18 protein-coding genes are annotated in these 20,950 nt (G+C 67.8%); 9 read left to right on the plus strand and 9 right to left on the minus strand.

From position 1 onward, the window contains the following. Positions 1-140: 140 nt before the first annotated feature. The 9 genes from ACVXZ4_RS17590 to dnaK form a co-directional block, all read right to left on the minus strand. Complete coding sequence (locus ACVXZ4_RS17590; RefSeq protein ID WP_461796074.1) at positions 141-1,190, minus strand: zinc-dependent alcohol dehydrogenase family protein; 1,050 nt, start codon at positions 1,188-1,190, stop codon at positions 141-143. A 41-nt stretch (positions 1,191-1,231) separates the two neighbouring features. Beyond that, positions 1,232-3,289 carry an acyltransferase family protein gene (locus tag ACVXZ4_RS17595; RefSeq protein WP_461796075.1) on the minus strand — a complete coding sequence of 686 codons (2,058 nt, stop codon included), beginning with the start codon at positions 3,287-3,289 and terminating at the stop codon, positions 1,232-1,234. Positions 3,290-3,389: 100 nt separating this feature from the next. Beyond that, a complete protein-coding gene (locus tag ACVXZ4_RS17600; RefSeq protein ID WP_461796076.1) occupies positions 3,390-5,555 on the minus strand; it encodes an ATP-dependent Clp protease ATP-binding subunit in 2,166 nt (721 codons plus the stop codon). Between the two features lie 5 nt (positions 5,556-5,560). Then, entirely contained in the window at positions 5,561-6,733 is a 1,173-nt protein-coding gene (locus ACVXZ4_RS17605) for a class I SAM-dependent methyltransferase (RefSeq protein ID WP_461796077.1), read from the minus strand. Then, positions 6,726-7,382, minus strand: coding sequence for a hypothetical protein (locus ACVXZ4_RS17610; RefSeq protein ID WP_461796078.1), 657 nt, complete (start codon positions 7,380-7,382; stop codon positions 6,726-6,728). The genes ACVXZ4_RS17605 and ACVXZ4_RS17610 overlap by 8 nt, the downstream gene beginning before the upstream one ends. A 10-nt stretch (positions 7,383-7,392) precedes the next feature. After that, positions 7,393-7,809, minus strand: a complete 417-nt coding sequence (locus tag ACVXZ4_RS17615) for a heat shock protein transcriptional repressor HspR (protein ID WP_461796079.1) — start codon at positions 7,807-7,809, stop codon at positions 7,393-7,395. Between the two features lie 16 nt (positions 7,810-7,825). Continuing rightward, complete coding sequence (locus ACVXZ4_RS17620; protein WP_461796080.1) at positions 7,826-8,815, minus strand: DnaJ C-terminal domain-containing protein; 990 nt, start codon at positions 8,813-8,815, stop codon at positions 7,826-7,828. A 118-nt stretch (positions 8,816-8,933) separates the two neighbouring features. Continuing rightward, a complete protein-coding gene (locus ACVXZ4_RS17625; protein WP_461796081.1) occupies positions 8,934-9,536 on the minus strand; it encodes a nucleotide exchange factor GrpE in 603 nt (200 codons plus the stop codon). A 5-nt stretch (positions 9,537-9,541) separates the two neighbouring features. Beyond that, on the minus strand, positions 9,542-11,437 hold the full coding sequence (dnaK, locus tag ACVXZ4_RS17630) for a molecular chaperone DnaK (RefSeq protein WP_461796082.1): 1,896 nt from the start codon (positions 11,435-11,437) through the stop codon (positions 9,542-9,544). Between the two features lie 305 nt (positions 11,438-11,742). On the opposite strand from dnaK, the gene ACVXZ4_RS17635 reads away from it, so the two are divergent. The 9 genes from ACVXZ4_RS17635 to ACVXZ4_RS17675 all read left to right on the plus strand — a co-directional run bounded on the left by ACVXZ4_RS17635 (position 11,743) and on the right by ACVXZ4_RS17675 (position 20,946). Further along, positions 11,743-12,552: a serine protein kinase RIO gene (locus tag ACVXZ4_RS17635; RefSeq protein ID WP_461796083.1), complete on the plus strand. Its 810-nt coding sequence runs from the start codon at positions 11,743-11,745 to the stop codon at positions 12,550-12,552. A 164-nt stretch (positions 12,553-12,716) separates the two neighbouring features. After that, entirely contained in the window at positions 12,717-13,466 is a 750-nt protein-coding gene (locus ACVXZ4_RS17640) for a sirohydrochlorin chelatase (RefSeq protein WP_461796084.1), read from the plus strand. A 104-nt stretch (positions 13,467-13,570) separates the two neighbouring features. Then, positions 13,571-15,268, plus strand: coding sequence for a nitrite/sulfite reductase (locus ACVXZ4_RS17645; RefSeq protein WP_461796085.1), 1,698 nt, complete (start codon positions 13,571-13,573; stop codon positions 15,266-15,268). Next, complete coding sequence (locus tag ACVXZ4_RS17650) at positions 15,265-15,975, plus strand: phosphoadenylyl-sulfate reductase (protein ID WP_461796086.1); 711 nt, start codon at positions 15,265-15,267, stop codon at positions 15,973-15,975. Before ACVXZ4_RS17645 ends, ACVXZ4_RS17650 begins: the two co-directional genes overlap by 4 nt. Next, positions 15,972-16,901, plus strand: coding sequence for a sulfate adenylyltransferase subunit CysD (gene cysD / locus ACVXZ4_RS17655; protein ID WP_461796087.1), 930 nt, complete (start codon positions 15,972-15,974; stop codon positions 16,899-16,901). Before ACVXZ4_RS17650 ends, cysD begins: the two co-directional genes overlap by 4 nt. Then, positions 16,901-18,223, plus strand: a complete 1,323-nt coding sequence (locus tag ACVXZ4_RS17660; RefSeq protein ID WP_461796088.1) for a sulfate adenylyltransferase subunit 1 — start codon at positions 16,901-16,903, stop codon at positions 18,221-18,223. Before cysD ends, ACVXZ4_RS17660 begins: the two co-directional genes overlap by 1 nt. Next, positions 18,220-19,293, plus strand: coding sequence for an ABC transporter substrate-binding protein (locus ACVXZ4_RS17665; RefSeq protein WP_461796089.1), 1,074 nt, complete (start codon positions 18,220-18,222; stop codon positions 19,291-19,293). Before ACVXZ4_RS17660 ends, ACVXZ4_RS17665 begins: the two co-directional genes overlap by 4 nt. Beyond that, entirely contained in the window at positions 19,290-20,054 is a 765-nt protein-coding gene (locus ACVXZ4_RS17670; protein ID WP_461796090.1) for an ABC transporter ATP-binding protein, read from the plus strand. The genes ACVXZ4_RS17665 and ACVXZ4_RS17670 overlap by 4 nt, the downstream gene beginning before the upstream one ends. Next, a complete protein-coding gene (locus ACVXZ4_RS17675; RefSeq protein WP_461796091.1) occupies positions 20,029-20,946 on the plus strand; it encodes an ABC transporter permease in 918 nt (305 codons plus the stop codon). The genes ACVXZ4_RS17670 and ACVXZ4_RS17675 overlap by 26 nt, the downstream gene beginning before the upstream one ends. Positions 20,947-20,950: the final 4 nt, after the last annotated feature.

Below are 20,950 nucleotides of genomic sequence, written 5' to 3' on the forward strand. Positions count from 1 at the left end.
TCCCGCCCATCCATCTCCCGCCCATCCGTCCATCCCCCGTTTTTGCGACCACCTCGGTGTTCACACAGTGAGGTGGTCGCAAAAACGGGAGGTGGTCGGGAGAAGAGAGGCCACGGGCCACGGGCAGGTGCTACAGCGGCCTACGGGCGCAGGAGCACCTTCACCGCGCGACGGTCGTCCATGGCGTCGTAGGCCTCGGCGACCTCCGCGAGCGGCAGCTCGAGGTCGAAAACCCGGCCGGGCGTGATGGCCCCAGAGAGCACCTCCGGCAGCAGCTCCTCGATGTAGTTGCGCACAGGCGCGACTCCGCCGGCGACGCCGATGTTGGCGCCGAACAGTGAGCGGATCGGCAACTCCGATCCGCCGTTCGGCACGCCGACGTAACCGATGCGACCTCCCGGACGGGCGGTGCGTATGGCCTGGTCCATCGACTCCTTCGTGCCGACGCACTCGAGCACCCGGTCCGCCCCCACTCCACCGAGCAACTCCTTGACCCGGGCGACTCCCTCGTCGCCACGCTCCTCGACGATGTCGGTGGCCCCGAACTCGGTCGCGAGCGCCTGCCGGTCGGCATGGCGCGACATCGCGATGATGCGGGTCGCGCCGAGGCGCTTGGCCGCGATGATCGCACAGAGCCCGACCGCGCCGTCGCCGACGACCACGACGGAATCACCCGTGGTGACCCCCGCCGAGAATGCCGCGTGGTGTCCGGTGCCCATCACATCGGCGAGCGTGAGGAGGCCGGGGATCTGCTCCGGGCGTGGCTGCGCCGGGGTGGCGACGAGAGTGCCGTCGGCGTGCGGCACCCGCACGAATTCGCCCTGCGCACCGTCCACAAAATTGCCGTTGCGGTCATCCGTTCCCCACCAGCCACCGTCGAGGCAGGAGGTGCTGACCCCGTTGAGGCAGTTCACACAGGTCATGTCGCAGTGGTAGAACGGGGCGATCACGAAGTCGCCGACGCGGATCTTCGACACCTCGTCGCCGGTCTCCGTCACGATTCCGACGAACTCGTGCCCGATGCGGTGCGGATGCTTCGTGGGGGTGACTCCCCGGTAGGGCCAGAGGTCGGACCCACAGACGCAGGCAGCGACGACTCTGACGATGGCATCGGTGGCGGTGATGAGCTGGGGGTCGGCCACGTCTTCGAGGCGGATGTCCCGCTCGCCGTGGATCAGGGTTGCACGCATGTCTCCAGTTTATTTGCGTGTGGGGCTACGCCCGACCGCGGTCAGCGCCCGAGCGCCGCTGTGATCGCCGTGCCGATCTGGGTGGAGAGCGTGCGGGTCCAGGTGACGGTGAGGTGATCCTGGTCACGGTAGACGTTTGCACCACCGACCACGCTGAAACACGACTTCTCGTCGCAGTACTTGTCGGTGAAATCGAGGAGGGATGCCCCGCTCGCCGTCGCCGCGACCGCGATCGGATCCGTCGCTGCGAGCACGTCCTTTCGCGGCTCCGTGCAGTCCCGCGGCGAGCTGAGACGCAGGCACTTGTTGGGGTCGCTGAGGAAGTCGGGGTTGTCCACGAGGGCGACGATCGGCGCGCCCTTCGCCTGCTTCCAGGCCGAGGAGAAGCCCGCGGCGATCGCCGCCTCTCCCCCGGTTGTCACATAGGGGGTGTCGTGAAGCGCGGTCACGAAGATCGCGTCATAGGTGGGCTGTTTGGCAAGGGTCGCCTTCAGGTTGCCGAGCCACTGCTGGCACGAGTCCGTGAAGGCCGGGCTCGGCCCGCCGATCGGAGTCGTATTCCAGGGGCAGGCGCCCTTGAGGTAGGTGGTGAGGGCCCAGCCGTTCCTGTCGGCGAGCGAGATCATCGTCTCGATGTACTGGTAGGCGTGACTGTCGCCGATGAGGGCTACTCTCGGCGCGTCCGCCGCTTTCGAACCGAAGGTGCAGGCCGTGACCGCTGACTCGTTGAGCTGAACGAAGCATTCGTCGTGCCCCGGCTTGTCGGCGTTGCCGAAACCGGCGCTCGGGATCACAGCGGTCGCGAGCTTCGGATTCTGGCAGTCGGCGGATGCTTCTGCCCCGAAGCAGGCGGGCGGATCCGCACTGATCGAGGCGAGTTCTGCCGCCGCAGCCTGGTACTTCGGATTCTGCACCGCGAAGGTGCCGGCGACGAAGAGGGTCGAGACGAGCATGAGCACGCCCATGAAGGCGTAGGTCGCCCGCGGCGGACGACGGAGGAGCACGGTCCAGGTGCGCGCGGGATCCTCGATGTAGCGCTTGGTCAGCCAGCCGAGCACGAAGGAGGCGAGCAGGAGGGCGATGCGGTTGATGCCGTCGAGGCCCCACCCCGGGATGAAGGGGGCGATGACGATGAGCGGCCAGTGCCAGAGGTACACGGAGTATGAGATGTCGCCGATGAAGCGCTGCGGCCGTCCGCCGAGCACGGATCCGATGTCCCACCAGCGCTCGGCCCGGGACGACGCGATCACGGCGACTGCGCCGAGCACCGGCACGAGGGCCGCCGTTCCGGGGAACGGGGTGTTGGGTCCGTACCGGTAGCTGGCGATGAGGATCGCGACCAGCCCGGCGTAGCCGAGCACGTTGGGCCAGATCGCGCCCCGCGGTCGCCACTTCGGCAGCAGAGCGAGGATCGCCCCGGCGCCGAACTCCCACACGCGGGTGAAAGTGACGAAGAAGGCCTCGGCCGGATTCGTAGCCGTGTAGGCGAGAGAGACGATGAGCGAGAGCAGGCTCACCACCACCACGAGGCCGATCATCGGCAGCCAGCGACGATTGGCGAAGAATTTGACCCCGACCCAGGTTGCGAAGAGCAGCAAGAGCGGCCAGAACACGTAGAACTGCTCCTCGAGCGACAGTGACCAGTAGTGCTGCGCGGCCGTCGCGTCGTGGGAGGACAGGTAGTTCACCGAACCGATCGCGAGCGACCAGTTCTCGACGTAGAAGGTGCTGGCCAGGATCTCTTTGAGCGAGTCGAGGAGGCTCGACAGCGGCAGGATGAACAGCGTGGCGAGCGTTGCAAAGATGAGCACGGTGATGGATGCCGGCAACAGCCGGCGCACGCGCTTCGCCCAGAAGGCGGGCAGCGCGATCCGACCGGTGCGCTCGAGCTCCCGCGCGAGCTGGCCCGTGATCAGGAACCCGGAGATCACGAAGAAGATATCGACGCCGATGTAACCGCCCGAGAGGCGCCCGGGCCAGAAGTGGTAGAGCACGACGAGGATCACGGCCACCGCCCGCAGTCCCTGCACGTGCGGGAGGAAGTGCTTCGGTGCCGACTTCGGCTGCTGTAGGCGCTCGCGCGTCGAGGGAGATGACATCGCGAATCAGGCTAACAGGGCGAGGCCGAAGAGCTCCCGCGCCCGCGAGTGACACACGCGCCCGAATTTGCGGGCGCAGGTGTCACTCGCGGGCGCGGGGCTACTCGTCGGCGGGCACTTCCCCCTTGCGGATGCTGAGCGTGTCGTTGTCGGAGTCGAGGTCCACGATCACGATGTCCCCATCGCGGATCTCGCCACTGAGCAGAGCGGTGGCGAGCTTGTCGTCGATCTCGTGCTGCATCAGGCGACGAAGCGGTCGAGCACCGTAGATCGGGTCGTAGCCGCGCTCGGCGAGCCAGCTGCGGGCATCCGGGGTCACCGCGAGATCGAGCCGGCGGTCCTGGAGGCGCCGGGCGAGCCTGTCGATGTAGAGCTCCACGATCTGGGCGAGGTCGTCCTTGGACAGGGCGCTGAAGATCACGATGTCGTCGAGGCGGTTGAGGAACTCCGGCTTGAAGGCCTGGCGCACCATCGCGTTGACCGCGTCCTCCTTGGCATCCGCGCTCAGGGTGGCATCGACGAGGTACTGGCTGCCGAGGTTGGAGGTGAGGATGAGGATGACATTGCGGAAGTCGACGGTGCGGCCCTGGCCATCGGTGAGCCGGCCGTCGTCGAGCACCTGCAGTAGCACGTCGAAGACGCCACTGTGCGCCTTCTCCACCTCATCGAGAAGCACGACGGAGTACGGGCGTCGCCGCACGGCCTCGGTGAGCTGACCGCCCTGTTCGTAGCCGATGTAGCCGGGAGGGGCTCCGAGGAGGCGGGCGACCGAGTGGCGCTCGCTGTACTCGCTCATGTCGATGCGCACCATCGCCTTCTCGTCGTCGAAGAGGAATTCGGCGAGCGCCTTGGCGAGTTCGGTCTTGCCGACCCCGGTCGGGCCGAGGAACAGGAACGAACCGGTGGGTCGATCAGTGTCGGCGATTCCGGCGCGGGAGCGGCGCACGGCATCCGCCACCGCCCGTACCGCGGGCTTCTGGCCGACGAGGCGCTTGCCGAGTTCGTTCTCGAGGTTCAGCAGCTTGTCGGTCTCGCCCTGCATGAGACGACCGACCGGGATGCCGGTCCAGGCGGCGACGACCGCCGCGATGTCCTCTTCTGTCACCTGCTCGTTCACCATGCGCGGGCCGGTGGTCTCCATCGATTCCGCCGCGGCGATGTCGCGCTCGATCTTCTTGATCACCTCGTAGTCGAGTCGTGAGGCGTCTTCGTACCGACCCTCGCGCATGGCGCGATCGAGCTCGATGCGGGCATCGTTGAGGCGCATCCGCAGATCTCCGACGCCCTGGAGGGAGGCCTTCTCGGCAGTCCAGCGCGCGTTCAACCCGTCGAGCTTCTTCTGCATCTCGGCCATCTCATCGCGGAGCTTCTGCAGGCGCGCCTTAGAGGCCGCGTCCTTCTCCTTCTTGAGGGCGAGCTCTTCGAGCTTCATGCGGTCGATCGCGCGCTTCAGCTGGTCGATCTCCACCGGAGACGAGTCGATCTCCATCTTCAACCGGCTTGCCGCCTCGTCCACGAGGTCGATTGCCTTGTCAGGAAGCTGGCGCCCGCTGATGTAGCGGTTGCTGAGGGATGCAGCGGCCACGAGCGCGGTGTCGGCGATGGCCACCTTGTGGTGGGCTTCATAGCGCTCCTTCAGCCCGCGCAGGATGGCGATGGTGTCTTCAACCGACGGTTCGCCGACGAACACCTGCTGGAAGCGGCGTTCGAGCGCGGCATCCTTCTCGATGTATTCGCGATATTCATCGAGGGTGGTCGCGCCGATGAGCCGCAGCTCCCCGCGGGCCAACATCGGCTTCAGCATGTTGGAAGCCGCGACCGATCCCTCGCCGCCGCCCGCACCCATGAGGGTGTGCAGCTCGTCAACGAAGGTGATGATCTCGCCGTCGGCGTCGTTGATCTCCTTGAGCACGGCCTTGAGCCGCTCTTCGAACTCGCCACGATATTTGGCCCCGGCCACGAGGGCGGCCAGGTCGAGGGAGACGAGCCGCTTGCCCTTGAGGGAGTCGGCGACGTCGCCGGCGACGATGCGCTGCGCGAGGCCTTCGACCACGGCCGTCTTTCCGACGCCGGGCTCACCGATGAGCACCGGGTTGTTCTTGGTGCGCCGGGTGAGCACCTGGCTCACGCGGCGGATCTCGGCGTCGCGACCGATCACCGGATCGAGCTTTCCGGTGCGCGCGATCGCCGTGAGGTCGACGCCGTACTTCTCGAGAGCGCTCTGCTGCTCTTCGTCGGTGGCGGGAGCACCCTGGAGGTTGGCCATTCGCGTTACCTTTCCACGCGCGAACCGGACGGGCTCGCGTTGTCTTCTGCGGTGAGTGCGGTCACTCGTCGGCGGGACGAGGTGACCGTGAACTTGTTGTTGCGCACCACTTCGCGGGTGGAGCCGATCACCGATTGCAGTGTCGGCCGATACGCGAGGTGCGAGTTGTAGACGGTCCAGAGCTCGCCTCCGGGGCGCAGCACGCGGGCCGCATCCCGGAACAGGCGGTCGGCGAGGCCGGTGTGCACCGTTGCCCCGACATGAAAGGGCGGGTTGAGCACGATGAGGTCGGCGCTGGCGTCGGGCTGGCTCTTCAGGCCGTCATCCCGCATGACCGTCACCCGGTCGGCGAGGTCGTTGGCGTGCATGGTGGCGAGGGAGGATGCCACGGCCGCGGCCGACTGGTCGGTCGCGATCACCGAGATGCCGGGGCGCGAGCGAGCGAGCGTCGCCGCGAGGATTCCCGTGCCGCTGCCGAGATCGATGGCGGTGGTGGCAGTCGGCAGTGCTCCGTCGAGCACCGAGATCAGCAGTCGGGTGCCGAGATCGAGCTTCGCTCCGGCGAAGACGGCGCCGTGGGCGCACACCCAGAGCCCGAGCTCGTCGTTGTACTCGCGCACCGGGAACCCGCTGGCCGCGACGAACGGCTGGCGGGCGATCAGCACCCGCGACTTCTGGCGGGCGAGCGAGACATCCAACCGCCCGAAGTGCTTCGTGAGCACGGAGTTCATCGTGAGCGAGAGGTGCTTGATGCGTCCACCGGCGAAGACGACGACGTCCGGGTCGGCCCACCGGGCGATCTCGCCGGCGATCTCATCGAGTTCGGCGAGGGAGCGCGGCACCTGGAGCAGTACGACTCTCGCCCCCGAGAGCAGCTCCCGGCCGAGGGGAAGGCTCCGCACCTCCGAGGTGATCCCGCGGGCGTTCGCCGAGAGCGCGGCCTCCCCGACGAGAGCGTCCTGGAACACCCGCACCCCGGTTGCCCCGAGATTCGCCGCGGCGCCGATCGCGAGCGCACCATAGTGATCGTTGATCACGACGACGGTGCCGGGTGGTGCGGCCGAGACAGCGAGGGATGCCTCGTCGAGGATGAGCCGATCACTCGCGTCTACCGCGAACAGGTTGGGCGCCTCGACGTCGGGCCAGCGACGCAGGCGGTCGAGGTCGACGTCAGGCATGGGGGTCCGCCACAATCGGCTGTGGCGAGACAGCCGCCGGGCGCATGGCGTGCGCCATCCACCAGAAGGAGAGCCAGCCCACTACGGCGTTGGACACGAGGGCGATCAACGCCGAGATAACCACGACGAGCACGATCGTGGAGCCGGCGGAGGACGAGTCCCACCGCACCCCGCTGAAGCCCACATTCGTGAATACGCCGGTGATGCCGGAGACGACCCACGACCCGACGATCGCGATGCCGAAACCCGCCCAGGTGACGGCCCAGGGGCGCCGCACCTGATGGGCGGCGAGAATCCGGCCGCTCAGCACGATGGCAACGGCCATCACCACGACGCCGACGAGGGCGAGGATGACGAGCGCGGCGACCCAGGGCTCGAAGTCGAGGCCCGCGAGAAACTGTTCGAGGCCAGACGGCAACGGTCCCGATGATGAGCTGGCCGCGCGGATGATCAGCGCGAAGAATCCGACGAGCAGAGCGAGACCGATGGGCAGCGCGACCATGGCGTAGCCGAGTCCGAGCAACACGAATCCCACGGCTCCCGCGATCACCGTGCCCCGTTTCGCACGGGCGGTGAGCGGCGGGCGCACTGGGCGCGGGGCGTAGGGCTGCGCGATGTAACCAGACGCGGGCGCGGGATAGTCGGTCATCGGTTGTCCCTCAATCGTGGTCGAGCGGTCGCCAGACGACCAGTTGGGTGTTGCGCTGGGCGCGGGTCCCTGCCCGAAGGGAGACCACCTCGCCGGTTCCTCCGCCGGCGAAGACGCGGTTGCCCGGGCGGGAGAGCAGCTCATCGGCGAGCGCGTGTTCGAGCTCGCGCACGCGCTCGGACAGCGCCGTCACCTGGTTCTCGAGCTGGAGGATGCGCTTGATACCCTCGAGGCTCACGCCCTCGGTGCCGAGGCGTGCGATCTCGCGCAACTGCATGACATCCCGCATCGAGTATCGCCGGGACTGTCCGGAGGTGCGCTGCGGGATCACGAGCTCGAGTCGGTCGTACTGGCGCAGCGTCTGCGGATGCATCCCCGCGAGCTCGGCCGCGATCGCGATCGCGAAGACCGGATCGGTCGCTTCCATTGCTGTGCCTTTCCGCTCAGGCCCGCGACTTGGCGATCAGGTCGGCTCGGGGATTCTCGTCGGGTTGCAGGGAGGCGAACTTCTCGAGAGCTTCGCGGGCATCCGTCGTGAGATGCGACGGCACCGCCACCTGCACGGTCGCCAGCAGGTCGCCGACCCCCTTGTCGGTGGTGACGCCGCGGCCCTTGACCCGCAGCACACGCCCGGAGGGGGTACCCGCCGCGACCCGCAACTTCACCGGCTCGCCGCCGAGGGTCGGCACCTCGATGGTCGCGCCGAGGGTCGCCTCGGTGAAGGTGACCGGCACATCCACGCGCAGGTTGAGGCCGTCGCGCTCGAACACCGGATGGCGTCGCACGGTCACGGTGAGGGTGAGGTCGCCGGCGGGGCCACCGTCGAAACTCGGCTCGCCCTTGCCCTTGAGGCGGATCTTCTGCCCGTCGCTCACGCCGGCCGGGATCTTGACGCTGATCGGCTTGCCCTCGGCAGGCTGCAGCTTCACCGTGTCGCCGTTGATGGCAGTGAGGAAGTCGAGAGTGGTTCCCGCGGTCTGGTCGCGACCCTTGGTCGGGCCTCCGGCACCGCGGAATCCGCCACTGGGCTGCCCGAAGCCTCCCTGGCCGAACATGCCGCTGAAGATGTCATCGAAACCGCCGGAGCCGCCGGAGCGCTGTCCACCGCGCTGGCCGCCCTGGCCGAACATGCCGCCGAAGACATCCTCGAAGCCGGCACTCTGGCCGGGGGCACCCGAGGTGAAGCGCGCACGACCGGGGCCCATGGCCCGCATCTGGTCGTATTCCTTGCGCTGCTCGGCGTCCGCGAGCACGGAGTTCGCCTCGCTGATCTCCTTGAATTTCGCCTCCGCCGCCGCGTTGCCCGGGTTGGAGTCCGGGTGGTACTTGCGGGCGAGCTTGCGGTAGGCCTTCTTGAGGTCTGCCGCGGACACATCCTTGGAGACGCCGAGAACGGCGTAGAAGTCCTTGTCGAACCAATCCTGGCTGGCCACAGGCGCCTCCTTTCGTACGGGGTTGCTGGTTGAGTAGGCCGCCCGCGGCCGTGTCGAAACCCGATGGATCTCGACACGGTCGCGGGAGCTCCCTACTCGATCAGCAGGGGTTGTGGTTCTATTCTGCGGGAACCGCGACCGCGACCTTTGCGGGCCGCAGCAGGCGTTCGCCGAGTTTGTAGCCCGGGGCGATCACGTCGGCGACGGTGTTGACCGTCACTCCCGGTGTCGGCAGCTGCACGAGTGCCTCGTGCTGGTGGGGGTCGAACACGTCGCCCTTCTCCCCCACCACGGTGAGCCCGAATTTCTCGAGGCTCGCCCGCAGCTTCGCCACGATCACCACCATCGGTCCCTCGGCGAGGTCGCCATGCGCCTCGGCCAGCGACAGGTCGTCGAACACGGGGAGTAGCGATTTCACCACCTCGGCGATGTTCGCCTCCCGGTTCGCCTCCCGGTCGCGCTCGACGCGCTTGCGGTAGTTGGCGAACTCGGCCTGCACCCGCTTGAGGTCACCGAGGATCTCGGCGGCGGGATCCTTCGGCGAGGATGCCTTGCCGTCACTCGACCCGGCAGCGGCATCGCCGGCCAGGAAGGCGAGATCATCGTCGGTGAACGACGTCTCGACATCCGGACCTTCGAATCCCTCTGAGGATGCCCCGTTATCGGGCTCCTCCGGATCGCCTTTGCCCTTGCCGGGCTTCGGATTCTTGTTGGCTGCCATCAGCGCTACTTCTTGCCCTTGGGCTTCGCGGAATCGGGCTTGTCGCCGGCTTCCGGCTCGTCCTCGACGACTTCGGCATCCACGATGTCCTCGTCATCGGCGGCGGGAGCCTGCTCACCTTCGGCTGCACCCTCGGCGGAGGCCGCGGCCTGCTCCTGGGAGTAGATCGCCTCGCCGAGCTTCTGCTGGCTCTCGCTGAGCTTCTCGAAGGCGGTCTTCACGGCCGCCTCGTCTTCGCCGGCGAGGGCGCTCTTGAGCGCGTCGACATCCGCCTGCACGTCTGACTTCACGTCATCCGGAAGCTTGTCGGCATTGTCCTTGATGAGCTTGTCGGTGGAGTACGCGAGCTGCTCGGCGGTGTTGCGGGTCTCGGCGGTGGCGCGGCGTTCCTTGTCCTCCGCGGCGTGCTCCTCGGCCTCGCGCACCATGCGCTCGATGTCGTCCTTCGACAGCGACGAACCGCCGGTGATCGTCATCGACTGCTCCTTGCCGGTTCCCTTGTCCTTTGCAGACACGTGCACGATGCCGTTGGCGTCGATGTCGAAAGTCACCTCGACCTGCGGGATGCCCCGGGGAGCAGGAGCGATGCCCTGCAGCTCGAAGGTTCCGAGGTTCTTGTTGTCGCGGGTGAACTCACGCTCGCCCTGGAAGACCTGGATCGCCACGGACGGCTGGTTGTCGTCCGCTGTGGTGAAGGTCTCGCTTCGCTTGGTGGGGATGGCCGTGTTGCGCTCGATGAGCTTGGTCATGATGCCGCCCTTGGTCTCGATACCGAGGCTCAGGGGGGTGACGTCGATGAGCAGCACGTCCTTGCGCTCACCCTTCAGCACGCCGGCCTGGAGGGCGGCGCCGACGGCGACCACCTCGTCCGGGTTGACGCCCTTGTTCGGGTCCTTGCCACCGGTGAGCTTCTTGACCAGCTCGACGACGGCGGGCATGCGGGTCGATCCACCGACGAGCACGACGTGCGCGACATCCGCGACCTTGATCCCGGCCTCTTTGATGACGTCGGTGAAGGGCTTGCGGGTGCGCTCGAGCAGGTCGGCGGTGAGCTCTTCGAACTTGGCGCGGGTGAGCGTCTCGTCGAGGTTGGCCGGGCCGTTCTCGGTGAGCGACAGGTACGGCAGCTGGATGCTGGTGCTCATGGAGCTCGAGAGCTCCTTCTTCGCCTGCTCCGAGGCCTCCTTGAGCCGCTGCTTGGCGATCTTGTCGCCCGAGACATCGACACCGGTCGAGTCCTTGAAGCGCTTGATCAGGTAGTCGACGACGCGCTGGTCCCAGTCGTCTCCGCCGAGGCGGTTGTCACCGGAGGTGGAACGCACCTGGATGGTCGAGAAGTCGTCGTCCTTGCCCACTTCGAGCAGCGAGACGTCGAAAGTACCGCCACCGAGGTCGAAGACCAGGATGAGCTCGTCTTCCTTGCCCTTGTCGAGGCCATAGGCGAGAGCGGCCGCGGTGGGCTCGTTGATGATGCGCAGCACGTTGAGTCCGGCGATCTCGCCGGCCTCCTTCGTGGCCTGGCGCTCGGCGTCGTTGAAGTACGCGGGAACGGTGACGACGGCGTCGGTCACGGCCTCACCGAGGTACTGCTCGGCGTCGCGCTTGAGCTTGGCGAGGATGCGTGCCGAGATCTCCTGCGGGGTGTACTTCTTGCCGTCGATGTCGACGGTCCAGTCGGTGCCCATGTGGCGCTTGACCGACGAGATGGTGCGGTCGACGTTGGTGACGTTCTGACGCTTGGCGGTCTCACCGACGAGCACCTCGCCATCCTTCGTAAAGGCGACGACGGACGGCGTCGTGCGGAATCCTTCGGCGTTCGTGATGACGGTGGGTTCTCCACCCTCGAGGACCGAGACGACGGAGTTCGTGGTTCCGAGGTCGATACCTACTGCTCGAGCCATATGCTCTTTCTCCTTGCTTGTGCGGTGCTGCGTGGGGTCTGTTTCTTGAGATCCAGGGTGAGACTTGAGTCCCACGTACTCAAGTTTGAAACCTGTGAATAACTTTGTCAAGTCAGGATTCGAAAACTTGAGTCGATCTAGCTCAACTGTCAGTTTCGGGGGATCTGCGCCATGCTGTTCCCACTGCAACGCGAGAGGAGGAACTGCCATGACCACGGTCATCGTGCCCCGCCTTCTTCCCCTTTCCCTCGAGGTCACCGCCTAGCTCTTTCGCCGAGTGGCCTCCCTCTCGCTGGAGTTCTCTCGTGTCATTCGACATCCCCACTTTTTCTACACTCGAGCCGGGTGAGGGCCAACGCTGGTCCACCTGGTTCTCCACCATCCCGAGCCAGCGCGGTCCGCGCCCGTTCCCCGACTGGGTCGTCACCGACGCCGGCGCCTTCGACACCGAGCTCGGCATCGTCAAGAGCGGCAAGGAGGCGGATGTCTTCCTGATCGAGCGTGCCGTGCCGGGCTCGGCGCGCTCCAGCATCCTCGCCGCCAAGCGCTACCGCTCACCCGAGAACAGCGACTTTCACCGGTCCTCGCAGTATCGCGAGGGGCGCGAGATGCGACGCTCCCGCGACACCCGAGCGGTGGCCCGCGGCTCGGCCTACGGACGATCCGTGGCGGCAGGAGCGTGGGCGAACGCGGAGTTCGAGGCGCTCAGCACAATGTACGAGCGAGGCGTCGCCGTCCCCTACCCCGTGCAGGTGTTCGGCACCGAGCTGCTGATGGAGTTCGTGGGCGACGGCTCAAACGCGGCTCCGCGATTGGCGCAGGTGCGGGCATCCGCTGCCACGCTCGCGGACTATTTCGCGCAGGTGCGGCAGATCCTGCTCGGCTTCGCTCGTGCCGGCACCGCGCACGGCGACCTCTCGCCCTACAACCTGCTCGTACACGAGGACCGGGTGGTGGCTATCGACCTCCCACAGCTCGTGGAGGTGGTGAGCAACCCCAACGGCATGGCTCTGCTGCAGCGGGACTGCGTGAACGTGTGCGACTGGTTCGTGCGCCAGTGCCTGGACTGCGACGTCGACGAGCTCTTCGCGGAGGCCATCGCGGAGCTGTACTGACGCCACGCCTTCTCAAAACGCAGGAGATTCGCCACCGGATGCCGCCTCTCGCCGCACACCGCGGCGTTTCGTGGCGGATCTCCTGCGTTTTGGGGAGGTCGTCGGCGGTGACGCATCCCGTAACACTCGCCCGCCGCGGTCGAGCGCTGCCGCACACTGTCGGGATGCTTGACGCCTCTCCCGCGCTCGTCGGCATCTCGCACGGCACGTCGTCGCCGGCCGGGAGGTCCGCGGTCGCGCGGCTGATGGCGGCCGTCGCCGTGGCGCGCCCGGACATCACCACGGCAAGCGGGTTCGTCGACGTGCAGCAACCGGATGTCCCGCAGACCCTCGCCTCCCTCGACCCCGCAAGGGACACACCGGCGAGCGCCGTGGTCGTGCCGTTGCTGCTCTCCGCGGGTTACCACGTGCACGTCGACCTGCACGAGGCGGTGAGCGATCGGCCGGGATCCACGACGCTGGCGCGGGCCCTCGGGCCGGATCCGAGACTGGCGGAACTGCAGCACGCCCGGCTCGAGGAGGCCGGTCTCGCACCCGACGATGTCGTGGTCGTCGCCGCGGCGGGATCCAGCGATGCGCGCGCCGTCGCCGAATGCCATTCGGCCGCCGCCCTGCTCGCGACCCGTCTCGGCCGGCCGGTAACCGTCGGCTTCCTGTCGGCGGCCGCCCCGACCCTGGCCGAAGCGATCTCCGCCGCACGGTCGGCATCCCCCGGCTCGCGGATCGTGGCGAGCAGCTACCTGCTCGCGCCCGGTTACTTCCAGTCGATCGTCGAGAACTCGGGAGCGGATGTCGCGACAGCGCCGCTTCTCGCGGCCGAGCTCCCGGCACCGCGGCAGCTCGTCGACATCGTCTGCGACCGGTACTCAGCAGCCCTCTTGTATCGGGCAGCTGCGGTTCTGACCAGCGTGTGACGCCCCGTTACCCCGCGTGAACGGCTGTGACCCGCTCAGGGGACAGCGGACATGCCTCGCCGCTAGGTTCCTCAGCAGCAAGTCGACCAGCGAAGGGGACGCCGATGCCGCTGACGAACGTGACCACCGAGGCCAGATCCATTCCGGCGCGCTCCAACGGGCAATGGAAAGTCGACGGCACCGCGCCGCTCAACGCCAATGAGGCGTGGAAGCAGGCGGACGGCGGACTGAGCGTTCGCGAGCGCATCGAGAACGACTATTCCCAGAACGGTTTCGACTCGATCGACGGCACCGACCTGCACGGCCGCTTCCGCTGGTGGGGGCTCTACACGCAGCGCAAGCCCGGCATCGATGGTGGCAAGACCGCCACTCTCGAACCCCATGAACTCGAAGACAAGTACTTCATGCTGCGGGTGCGAATCGACGGAGGCCAGCTCAGCACCGAGCAACTGCGGGTGATCGGTGCGATCTCGACAGAGTTCGGGCGGGACACCGCCGACCTCACCGATCGCCAGAACATCCAGCTGCACTGGATCCGCGTCGAGGACGTTCCCGAGATCTGGCGCCGCCTCGAAGCGGTGGGGCTCGGAACGACAGAGGCCTGCGGTGACGTGCCCCGCGTCGTGCTCGGATCGCCCGTCGCCGGCATCGCGGCCGACGAGCTGATCGATCCGACTTCCGCGATCCAGGAGATCACCGAGCGGTACATCGGCGACCCGGAGCTCGCCAACCTGCCGCGCAAGTTCAAGACCGCGATCACCGGGCATCCCAGCCAGGACGTGGTGCACGAGATCAACGACATCGGCTTCGTCGCGGTGGAGCATCCGGTGCTCGGCGTCGGCTACGACCTCTGGGTGGGCGGCGGGCTGTCCACCGATCCGCGCCTCGCCCAGCGTCTCGGCGCCTTTGTGGCGCCCCACGAGGTCGCCGACGTTTGGTACGGCGTGACCGCGATCTTCCGTGACTACGGTTTCCGCCGGCTGCGCAACAAGGCCCGCCTCAAGCTTCTCGTCGCCGAGTGGGGACCGGAGAGGTTCCGCGAGATCCTGGAGACCGAATACCTCGGGCACGCCCTGCCCGACGGCCCGGCCGCCCCCACCCCCACGAGCGCGGGCGACCATGTCGGCGTGCATCCGCAGAAGGACGGCCGATTCTTCATCGGAGTCACGCCGATCGTCGGACGGGTCTCCGGTTCGATGCTCACGGCCCTCGCCGACCTCCTCACCGCCCACGGCTCCGCCCGGCTTCGCACCACACCGCACCAGAAGCTCGTGGTGCTCGACATCGCCGAAGAGCAGGTCGAGCCGCTGATCGCCGCCCTCGACGAGATCGGGCTCTCCGCCCGCCCCAGCCTGTTCCGCCGGTCCACCATCGCCTGCACCGGCCTCGAGTTCTGCAAGCTCGCGATCGTGGACACCAAGCAGACAGCGACGGATGCCGTGCTCGAGCTCGAGACCCGGCTGGCCGGTCTCGACCTGCCGCATCCGATCAGCCTGCATGTGAACGGATGCCCCAACTCCTGCGCCCGCATCCAGACCGCGGACATCGGGCTCAAGGGGCAGCTGCTGCCCGACGGCGACGGCGGCCAGACCCCGGGTTTCCAGGTGCACCTCGGCGGCGGACTGGTGTCCGACTCCCGGGACGAAGCCGGTCTCGGTCGCACCGTGCGCGGGCTCAAGGTGACCGCCGACGACCTGAGCGCGTATGTCGAGCGGCTGGTGCGGCGCTTCCTCGCGGACCGCACCGTCGACGAGACGTTCGCAACTTGGGCGCATCGAGCAGAGGAAGAGGCACTCCGATGACGACCGCCACCCTTCGCACACACGACGAGCTCCGCGCACTCGCGGAGGCGGGCGCCACAGCGCTGGTCGATGCCTCCGCCGAAGAGGTGGTGGCGTGGATCGCCGCGAACTTCGCGACGGATGCCGTGACCGTCGCCTGCTCCATGGCCGACGCCGTACTGCCCCACCTCGTCTCCCAGCAGCTCCCCGGCATCGACGTGCTGTTCCTCGACACCGGCTATCACTTCCCGGAGACCTACGCCACGCGCGACGAGGTCGCCCGCGCGCTCGAGGTGCGCGTCGTCGACGTGCTGCCCGAGAAGACGGTGCCGCAGCAGGACGCCGAGCACGGTGTCGAGCTGTTCTCGCGCGATCCGTCCCTCTGCTGCGCCCTGCGCAAGGTGGCCCCGCTGCAGAAATCACTGGCCGGCTACGAGGTGTGGTTTACCGGAGTGCGCCGCGAGGAGGCTCCCACGCGCAGCACCACGCCGCTCGTGACCTTCGACGAGCGCAACGGCCTCGTGAAGGTCAATCCGCTGGCGGCCTGGAGCTTCGACGAGCTCCTCGACTACGCCTCCGCCCACGAGGTGCCGGTGAACCTGCTGATGGCGAACGGCTACCCGTCGATCGGCTGCGCGCCCTGCACTCGTGCGGTCGCACCCGGCGAGGACCCCCGGGCGGGTCGCTGGGCCGGCATCACCAAGACCGAATGCGGGCTGCACGAATGAGCGCGCAGGCGCCGATGGCTGTCGTGACGGGACACGGACTCTCCACCCTCGACGTGCTCGAGAGCGAAGCCATCCACATCATCCGCGAGGTCGTCTCGGAGTTCGAACGTCCGGTGCTGATGTTCAGCGGCGGCAAGGATTCTGTCGTGGTGCTGCACCTGGCCGCCAAGGCGTTCTGGCCGGCGCGCGTACCGTTCTCGCTTCTCCACGTCGACACCGGGCACAATTTCGACGAGGTGCTTCGCTTTCGCGACGACACGGTGGCGAGACTCGGGTTGAGGCTCGAGGTCGCCTCCGTGCAGGACTATCTCGACGACGGCCGCCTCCAGGAGCGGTCGGATGGCACACGCAATGCTCTGCAGACCCTTCCGTTGCTTGACGCGATCACCGCCGGTCGCCACGACGCCGTCTTCGGTGGTGCGCGTCGCGACGAGGACAAGGCCCGCGCCAAGGAGCGCATCATCTCCCTTCGCGACGAATTCGGCCAGTGGGACCCGCGCAACCAGCGTCCAGAGCTCTGGAATCTCTACAACGGCCGTCACACCGTCGGCCAGCACCTGAGGGTATTCCCGATCAGCAACTGGACCGAACTCGACGTGTGGCGCTACATCGAGCGCGAGGGCATCGAGCTCCCCTCGCTCTACTACGCGCATCAGCGGGAGGTCTATGCCCGCGATGGAATGTGGCGAGCCGTCAGCCCGGTGTCCCGTCCCACCGCAAGCGAGCGCGTCGAGGTGCGCACCGTGCGCTACCGCACTGTCGGCGACCTGAGCTGCACCGGCGCCGTGGAATCGAATGCCGCCACGGTCGCCGCCGTCGTGCGGGAAGTCACCTCGAGCACCCTCACCGAACGCGGTGCCACCCGCGCCGACGACCGCATCTCCGAAGCCGCAATGGAAGACCGCAAGAGAGACGGGTATTTCTGATGGCAGCACTCGAGCACGCGCCATCCACGCTGTTCCGCTTCGCCACCGCCGGCTCGGTCGACGACGGCAAGTCCACCCTCGTCGGCCGCCTGCTGCACGACTCGAAGGCGATCCTGGCCGACCAGCTCGAGGCAGTGACGCGCACCTCGAGGGAGCGCGGATTCGGCGGGGCTTCCGGCGGCATCGACTTCGCGCTGCTCACGGACGGCCTGCGCGCCGAGCGTGAGCAGGGAATCACGATCGATGTGGCCTACCGCTACTTCGCCACGGACCGGCGCTCATTCATCCTCGCCGACTGCCCCGGGCACGTGCAGTACACCCGCAACATGGTCACCGGTGCGACGACGGCGGATGCCGTCGTGGTGCTCATCGACGCGCGCAAGGGCGTGCTCGAGCAAACCCGGCGCCATCTCTCGGCCGTGCACCTGCTGCGCGTGCCGCACGTGATCATCGCCGTGAACAAGATCGACCTCCAGGGCTACTCCGAGCAGGCGTTCGTCGCGGTGGAGGCCCAGGTGCGCGCCGTCACCGACGAACTCGGACTCGTGGGGGTGCACGTGATCCCCGTCTCGGCCCTGGCCGGAGACAACGTCGTCGACCGATCCGCGCTCACCCCCTGGTACACGGGACCGAGCCTGCTCGAACTGCTCGAGACACTGCCGGCCACCGATGCGCTGGAGGCCGGGCTCGAGGCGTTCCGCCTGCCCGTGCAACTGGTGATCAGGCCCCAGGGCGCGCTTGCGATCGGGGAGGATACCGGCGAATACCGCGACTATCGAGCGTACGCGGGCCAGATCGCCTCGGGAATCGTGCGCGTCGGGGACGCCGTGACAGTCCCCGGTGGGGCGTCGACCATCGTCACGGCCATCGATTTCGCCGGGAAGTCACTCGAGTCGGCGCTGGCACCACAGTCGGTCTCCCTCCGCCTCGGGCACAACTTCGACCTGGCGCGCGGAGCGGTCATCGCCGCGGCCGGAACCCTTCCGCCGCCGCGCACCGAACTCGCGGCGAGCCTGTTCTGGCTCGACCTGCGGCCGCTGCTCCCGGGTGCCCGGGTGCTCGTGAAATTCGGAACGGCCACTGTCCAGGCACTCGTCACCGCCATCACCGGTCGTCGCGACCTCGACACCCTGGCCCTCGAGCCGGCCTCGACACTCGAGGTCAACGACATCGGGCAGGCCACGGTTCGGCTCGCCGCAGCGCTGCCGCTCGAGCCCTACGCCGAGAATCGCCGTTCCGGCGCCTTTCTGGTGATCAACCCGCAGGATGGCGCGACCCTCGCGGCCGGCATCGTGCTCAGTGAAACGGAAGTCCGCGCATGAGGGCACTATCGACGCGAATCCTGATCGCCGCCGCCGTCGCGGCGACACTCACCCTTGCTCTCGGCGGGTGCTCTGCTGCGGCTCCCGCGGCCCGCGCCGACACGACGAAGCCCGCGACGGAGCTGCGTCTCGGATACTTCGCCAACGTGACGCACGGCCCGGCTCTGGTAGGCCTCGCCAAGGGCTTCTTCGCCAAAGAACTCGGTTCGACGAAACTCACCGCGCAGCTCTTCTCGGCTGGCCCCGCCACCATCGAGGCGCTGAGCGCCGGCGCGATCGATGCGGCCTATATCGGTCCGAGCCCGGCCATCAACAGCTACATCAAGAGCGGCGGCCAGTCCGCAGTGATCGTCGCGGGAGCCGCGACCGGTGGAGCGGCCCTCGTCGTTCGCGACGGGATCACCAGCGCGTCGGATCTGAAGGGCGCCACACTCGCGACCCCCCAGCTCGGCAATACGCAGGATGTCGCGCTGCGGTCGTGGCTCGCCGGCAAGGGCTATTCCACGAGCATCACCGGCGGCGGTGACGTGACGATCGCCCCCACCGAGAATGCCGACACGCTCACCCTCTTCACGTCGGGCAAGCTCGACGGCGCCTGGCTCCCCGAGCCGTGGGTCTCGCGGCTCGTCATCGACGGCGGGGCGCACGTGCTCGTCGACGAGGCATCGCTGTGGACGAAGGGCGCCTTCCCCACGACGGTGCTGCTCGTGAACAAGAGCTTCCTCGCCGACCATCCGCAGACGGTCAGGGACCTGCTGCGCGCCCACGTCGAGTCCGTCGACTGGCTGAACAAGAACCCCACCGAAGCCGCGGGCGTGATCAACGGCCAGATCGCCAAGGATTCGGGCAAGGGCCTTGAGGATGCCGTGATCGCGCGGGCGCTCAAATCCGTCACCTTCTCCGCCGACCCGCAGGCCGCGACCTATCCGACCCTGCTCAAACATGCCGTCGGCACCGGCACGGCCAAGAGCGGCAGTCTCGACGGGCTGTTCGATCTCGGCCTCGTCAACGGCATCCTCCGCACCGCGGGGGATGCGACGGTCTCCGCTCATGGGCTCGGCTCGCAATGACGACCGTGTCTCCCGCCATCCGAGTGGAATCGATGGGCAAGCGCTTCGGCGGGAGCGGGGCCCCCGTGCTCGACGACGTCACCCTGAGCATCGAGCCCGGCGAGTTCGTCTGCCTTCTCGGGGCATCCGGCTGCGGCAAGTCCACCCTTCTCAACATCATCGCGGGCCTCGAGCTGCCGACGACGGGATCCGTCACGGTGGCGAGCGGCAACGCGGCGGTGATGTTCCAGGATGCCGCGCTGTTCCCCTGGCTCTCCGCGCGTAAGAACGTCGAACTCGCTCTCTCGCTGCGCGGAGTCGCCCGCGACCAGCGACGTCGCCAGGCGCTCGAGCTGCTCGACGTCGTAAGCCTCGTGGATGCCGCGGACAAGCGCCCGCACGAACTCTCCGGCGGAATGCGACAGAGGGTCGCCCTCGCCCGTTCCCTCGCGCAGGACCGGGCGGTGCTACTCATGGACGAGCCCTTCGCCGCCCTCGACGCCATCACCCGGGATCTTTTGCAAGAACAGCTCGAACTCGTCTGGCGGCGCACCGGTCGCACGATCGTCTTTGTGACTCACAACGTGCGGGAAGCCGCGCGACTCGGCCAGCGGGTGCTGCTGATGTCGTCCCGCCCCGGGCGGATCACCCACGAATGGCGCATCGCCGACACGGGGCCGCGCCGCATCGAATCGCCTCAAGTGGCGGAGCTCGCCATCGAGATCACCGACCAGCTCCGGAAGGAGATCCGCCGCAATGCCCGCTCCCACGCTGTTGCCTGAGACCGATCGCTCCAACCAGCGAAACCGGCCGAACGACCTCCGTACTCTCGAGTCCGGCCTCGATGCGCTTCAGTCCGTCGCGGTCGCCGAGCGTCCGGCGTGGCGCCGATTCCTCTCCGGGGTGCTTCCTCCTGTCGTTCTGCTCGTCGCGCTGGTCGCGGCGTGGCAGCTCTACGTAGTGATCGCGCATCCGCGGCCCGACCTCTTCCCCGGCCCGATCGACGTCGTCAACGCGTTCGGCGACTCGTGGAGCACCGGCCGGGTGCAGGCTGCGGTGACCACGAGCCTCTCCCGCGGCGTCTTCGGATTCCTCATCGCCGTCGCCGTCGGTACCCCGCTCGGGATGTTGCTCTCCGAGGTGCGCCTCGTGCGGCGCGCCCTCGGCCCGCTCGTCTCCGGCCTGCAGGTGCTGCCCTCGGTCGCCTGGGTGCCTGCCGCCATCCTCTGGTTCGGGCTCTCCGATGCCACGGTCTACTTCGTCGTGCTGATGGGCGCCGTGCCGTCGATCGCCAACGGCCTCGTCTCCGGCGTCGACCAGGTGCCGCCCCAACTGCGCCGAGTGGGAACCGTGCTCGGGGCATCCCGGTTGCAGCAAGCGAGGCTCGTGGTGCTGCCCGCGGCCCTGCCCGGCTATCTCGGCGGGCTCAAGCAGGGCTGGGCGTTCTCCTGGCGATCGCTCATGGCTGCAGAGATCATCGCCACCGGCGGATCGATCGGGTTCGGCCTCGGCTCGCTGCTTCAGCAGAGCCGCGAGCTCGCCGACCTGTCGAGCGTGCTCGTGACGATCCTCATCATCCTGGCCATCGGCATACTGGTCGAACTGCTCGTTTTCGCTCCGATCGAGCGACGCCTCCTGCGCGGTCGCGGCCTTCTGGCCGCCGGCGGTCGCTAAACCC

Source organism: Lacisediminihabitans sp. FW035 (assembly GCF_054880895.1).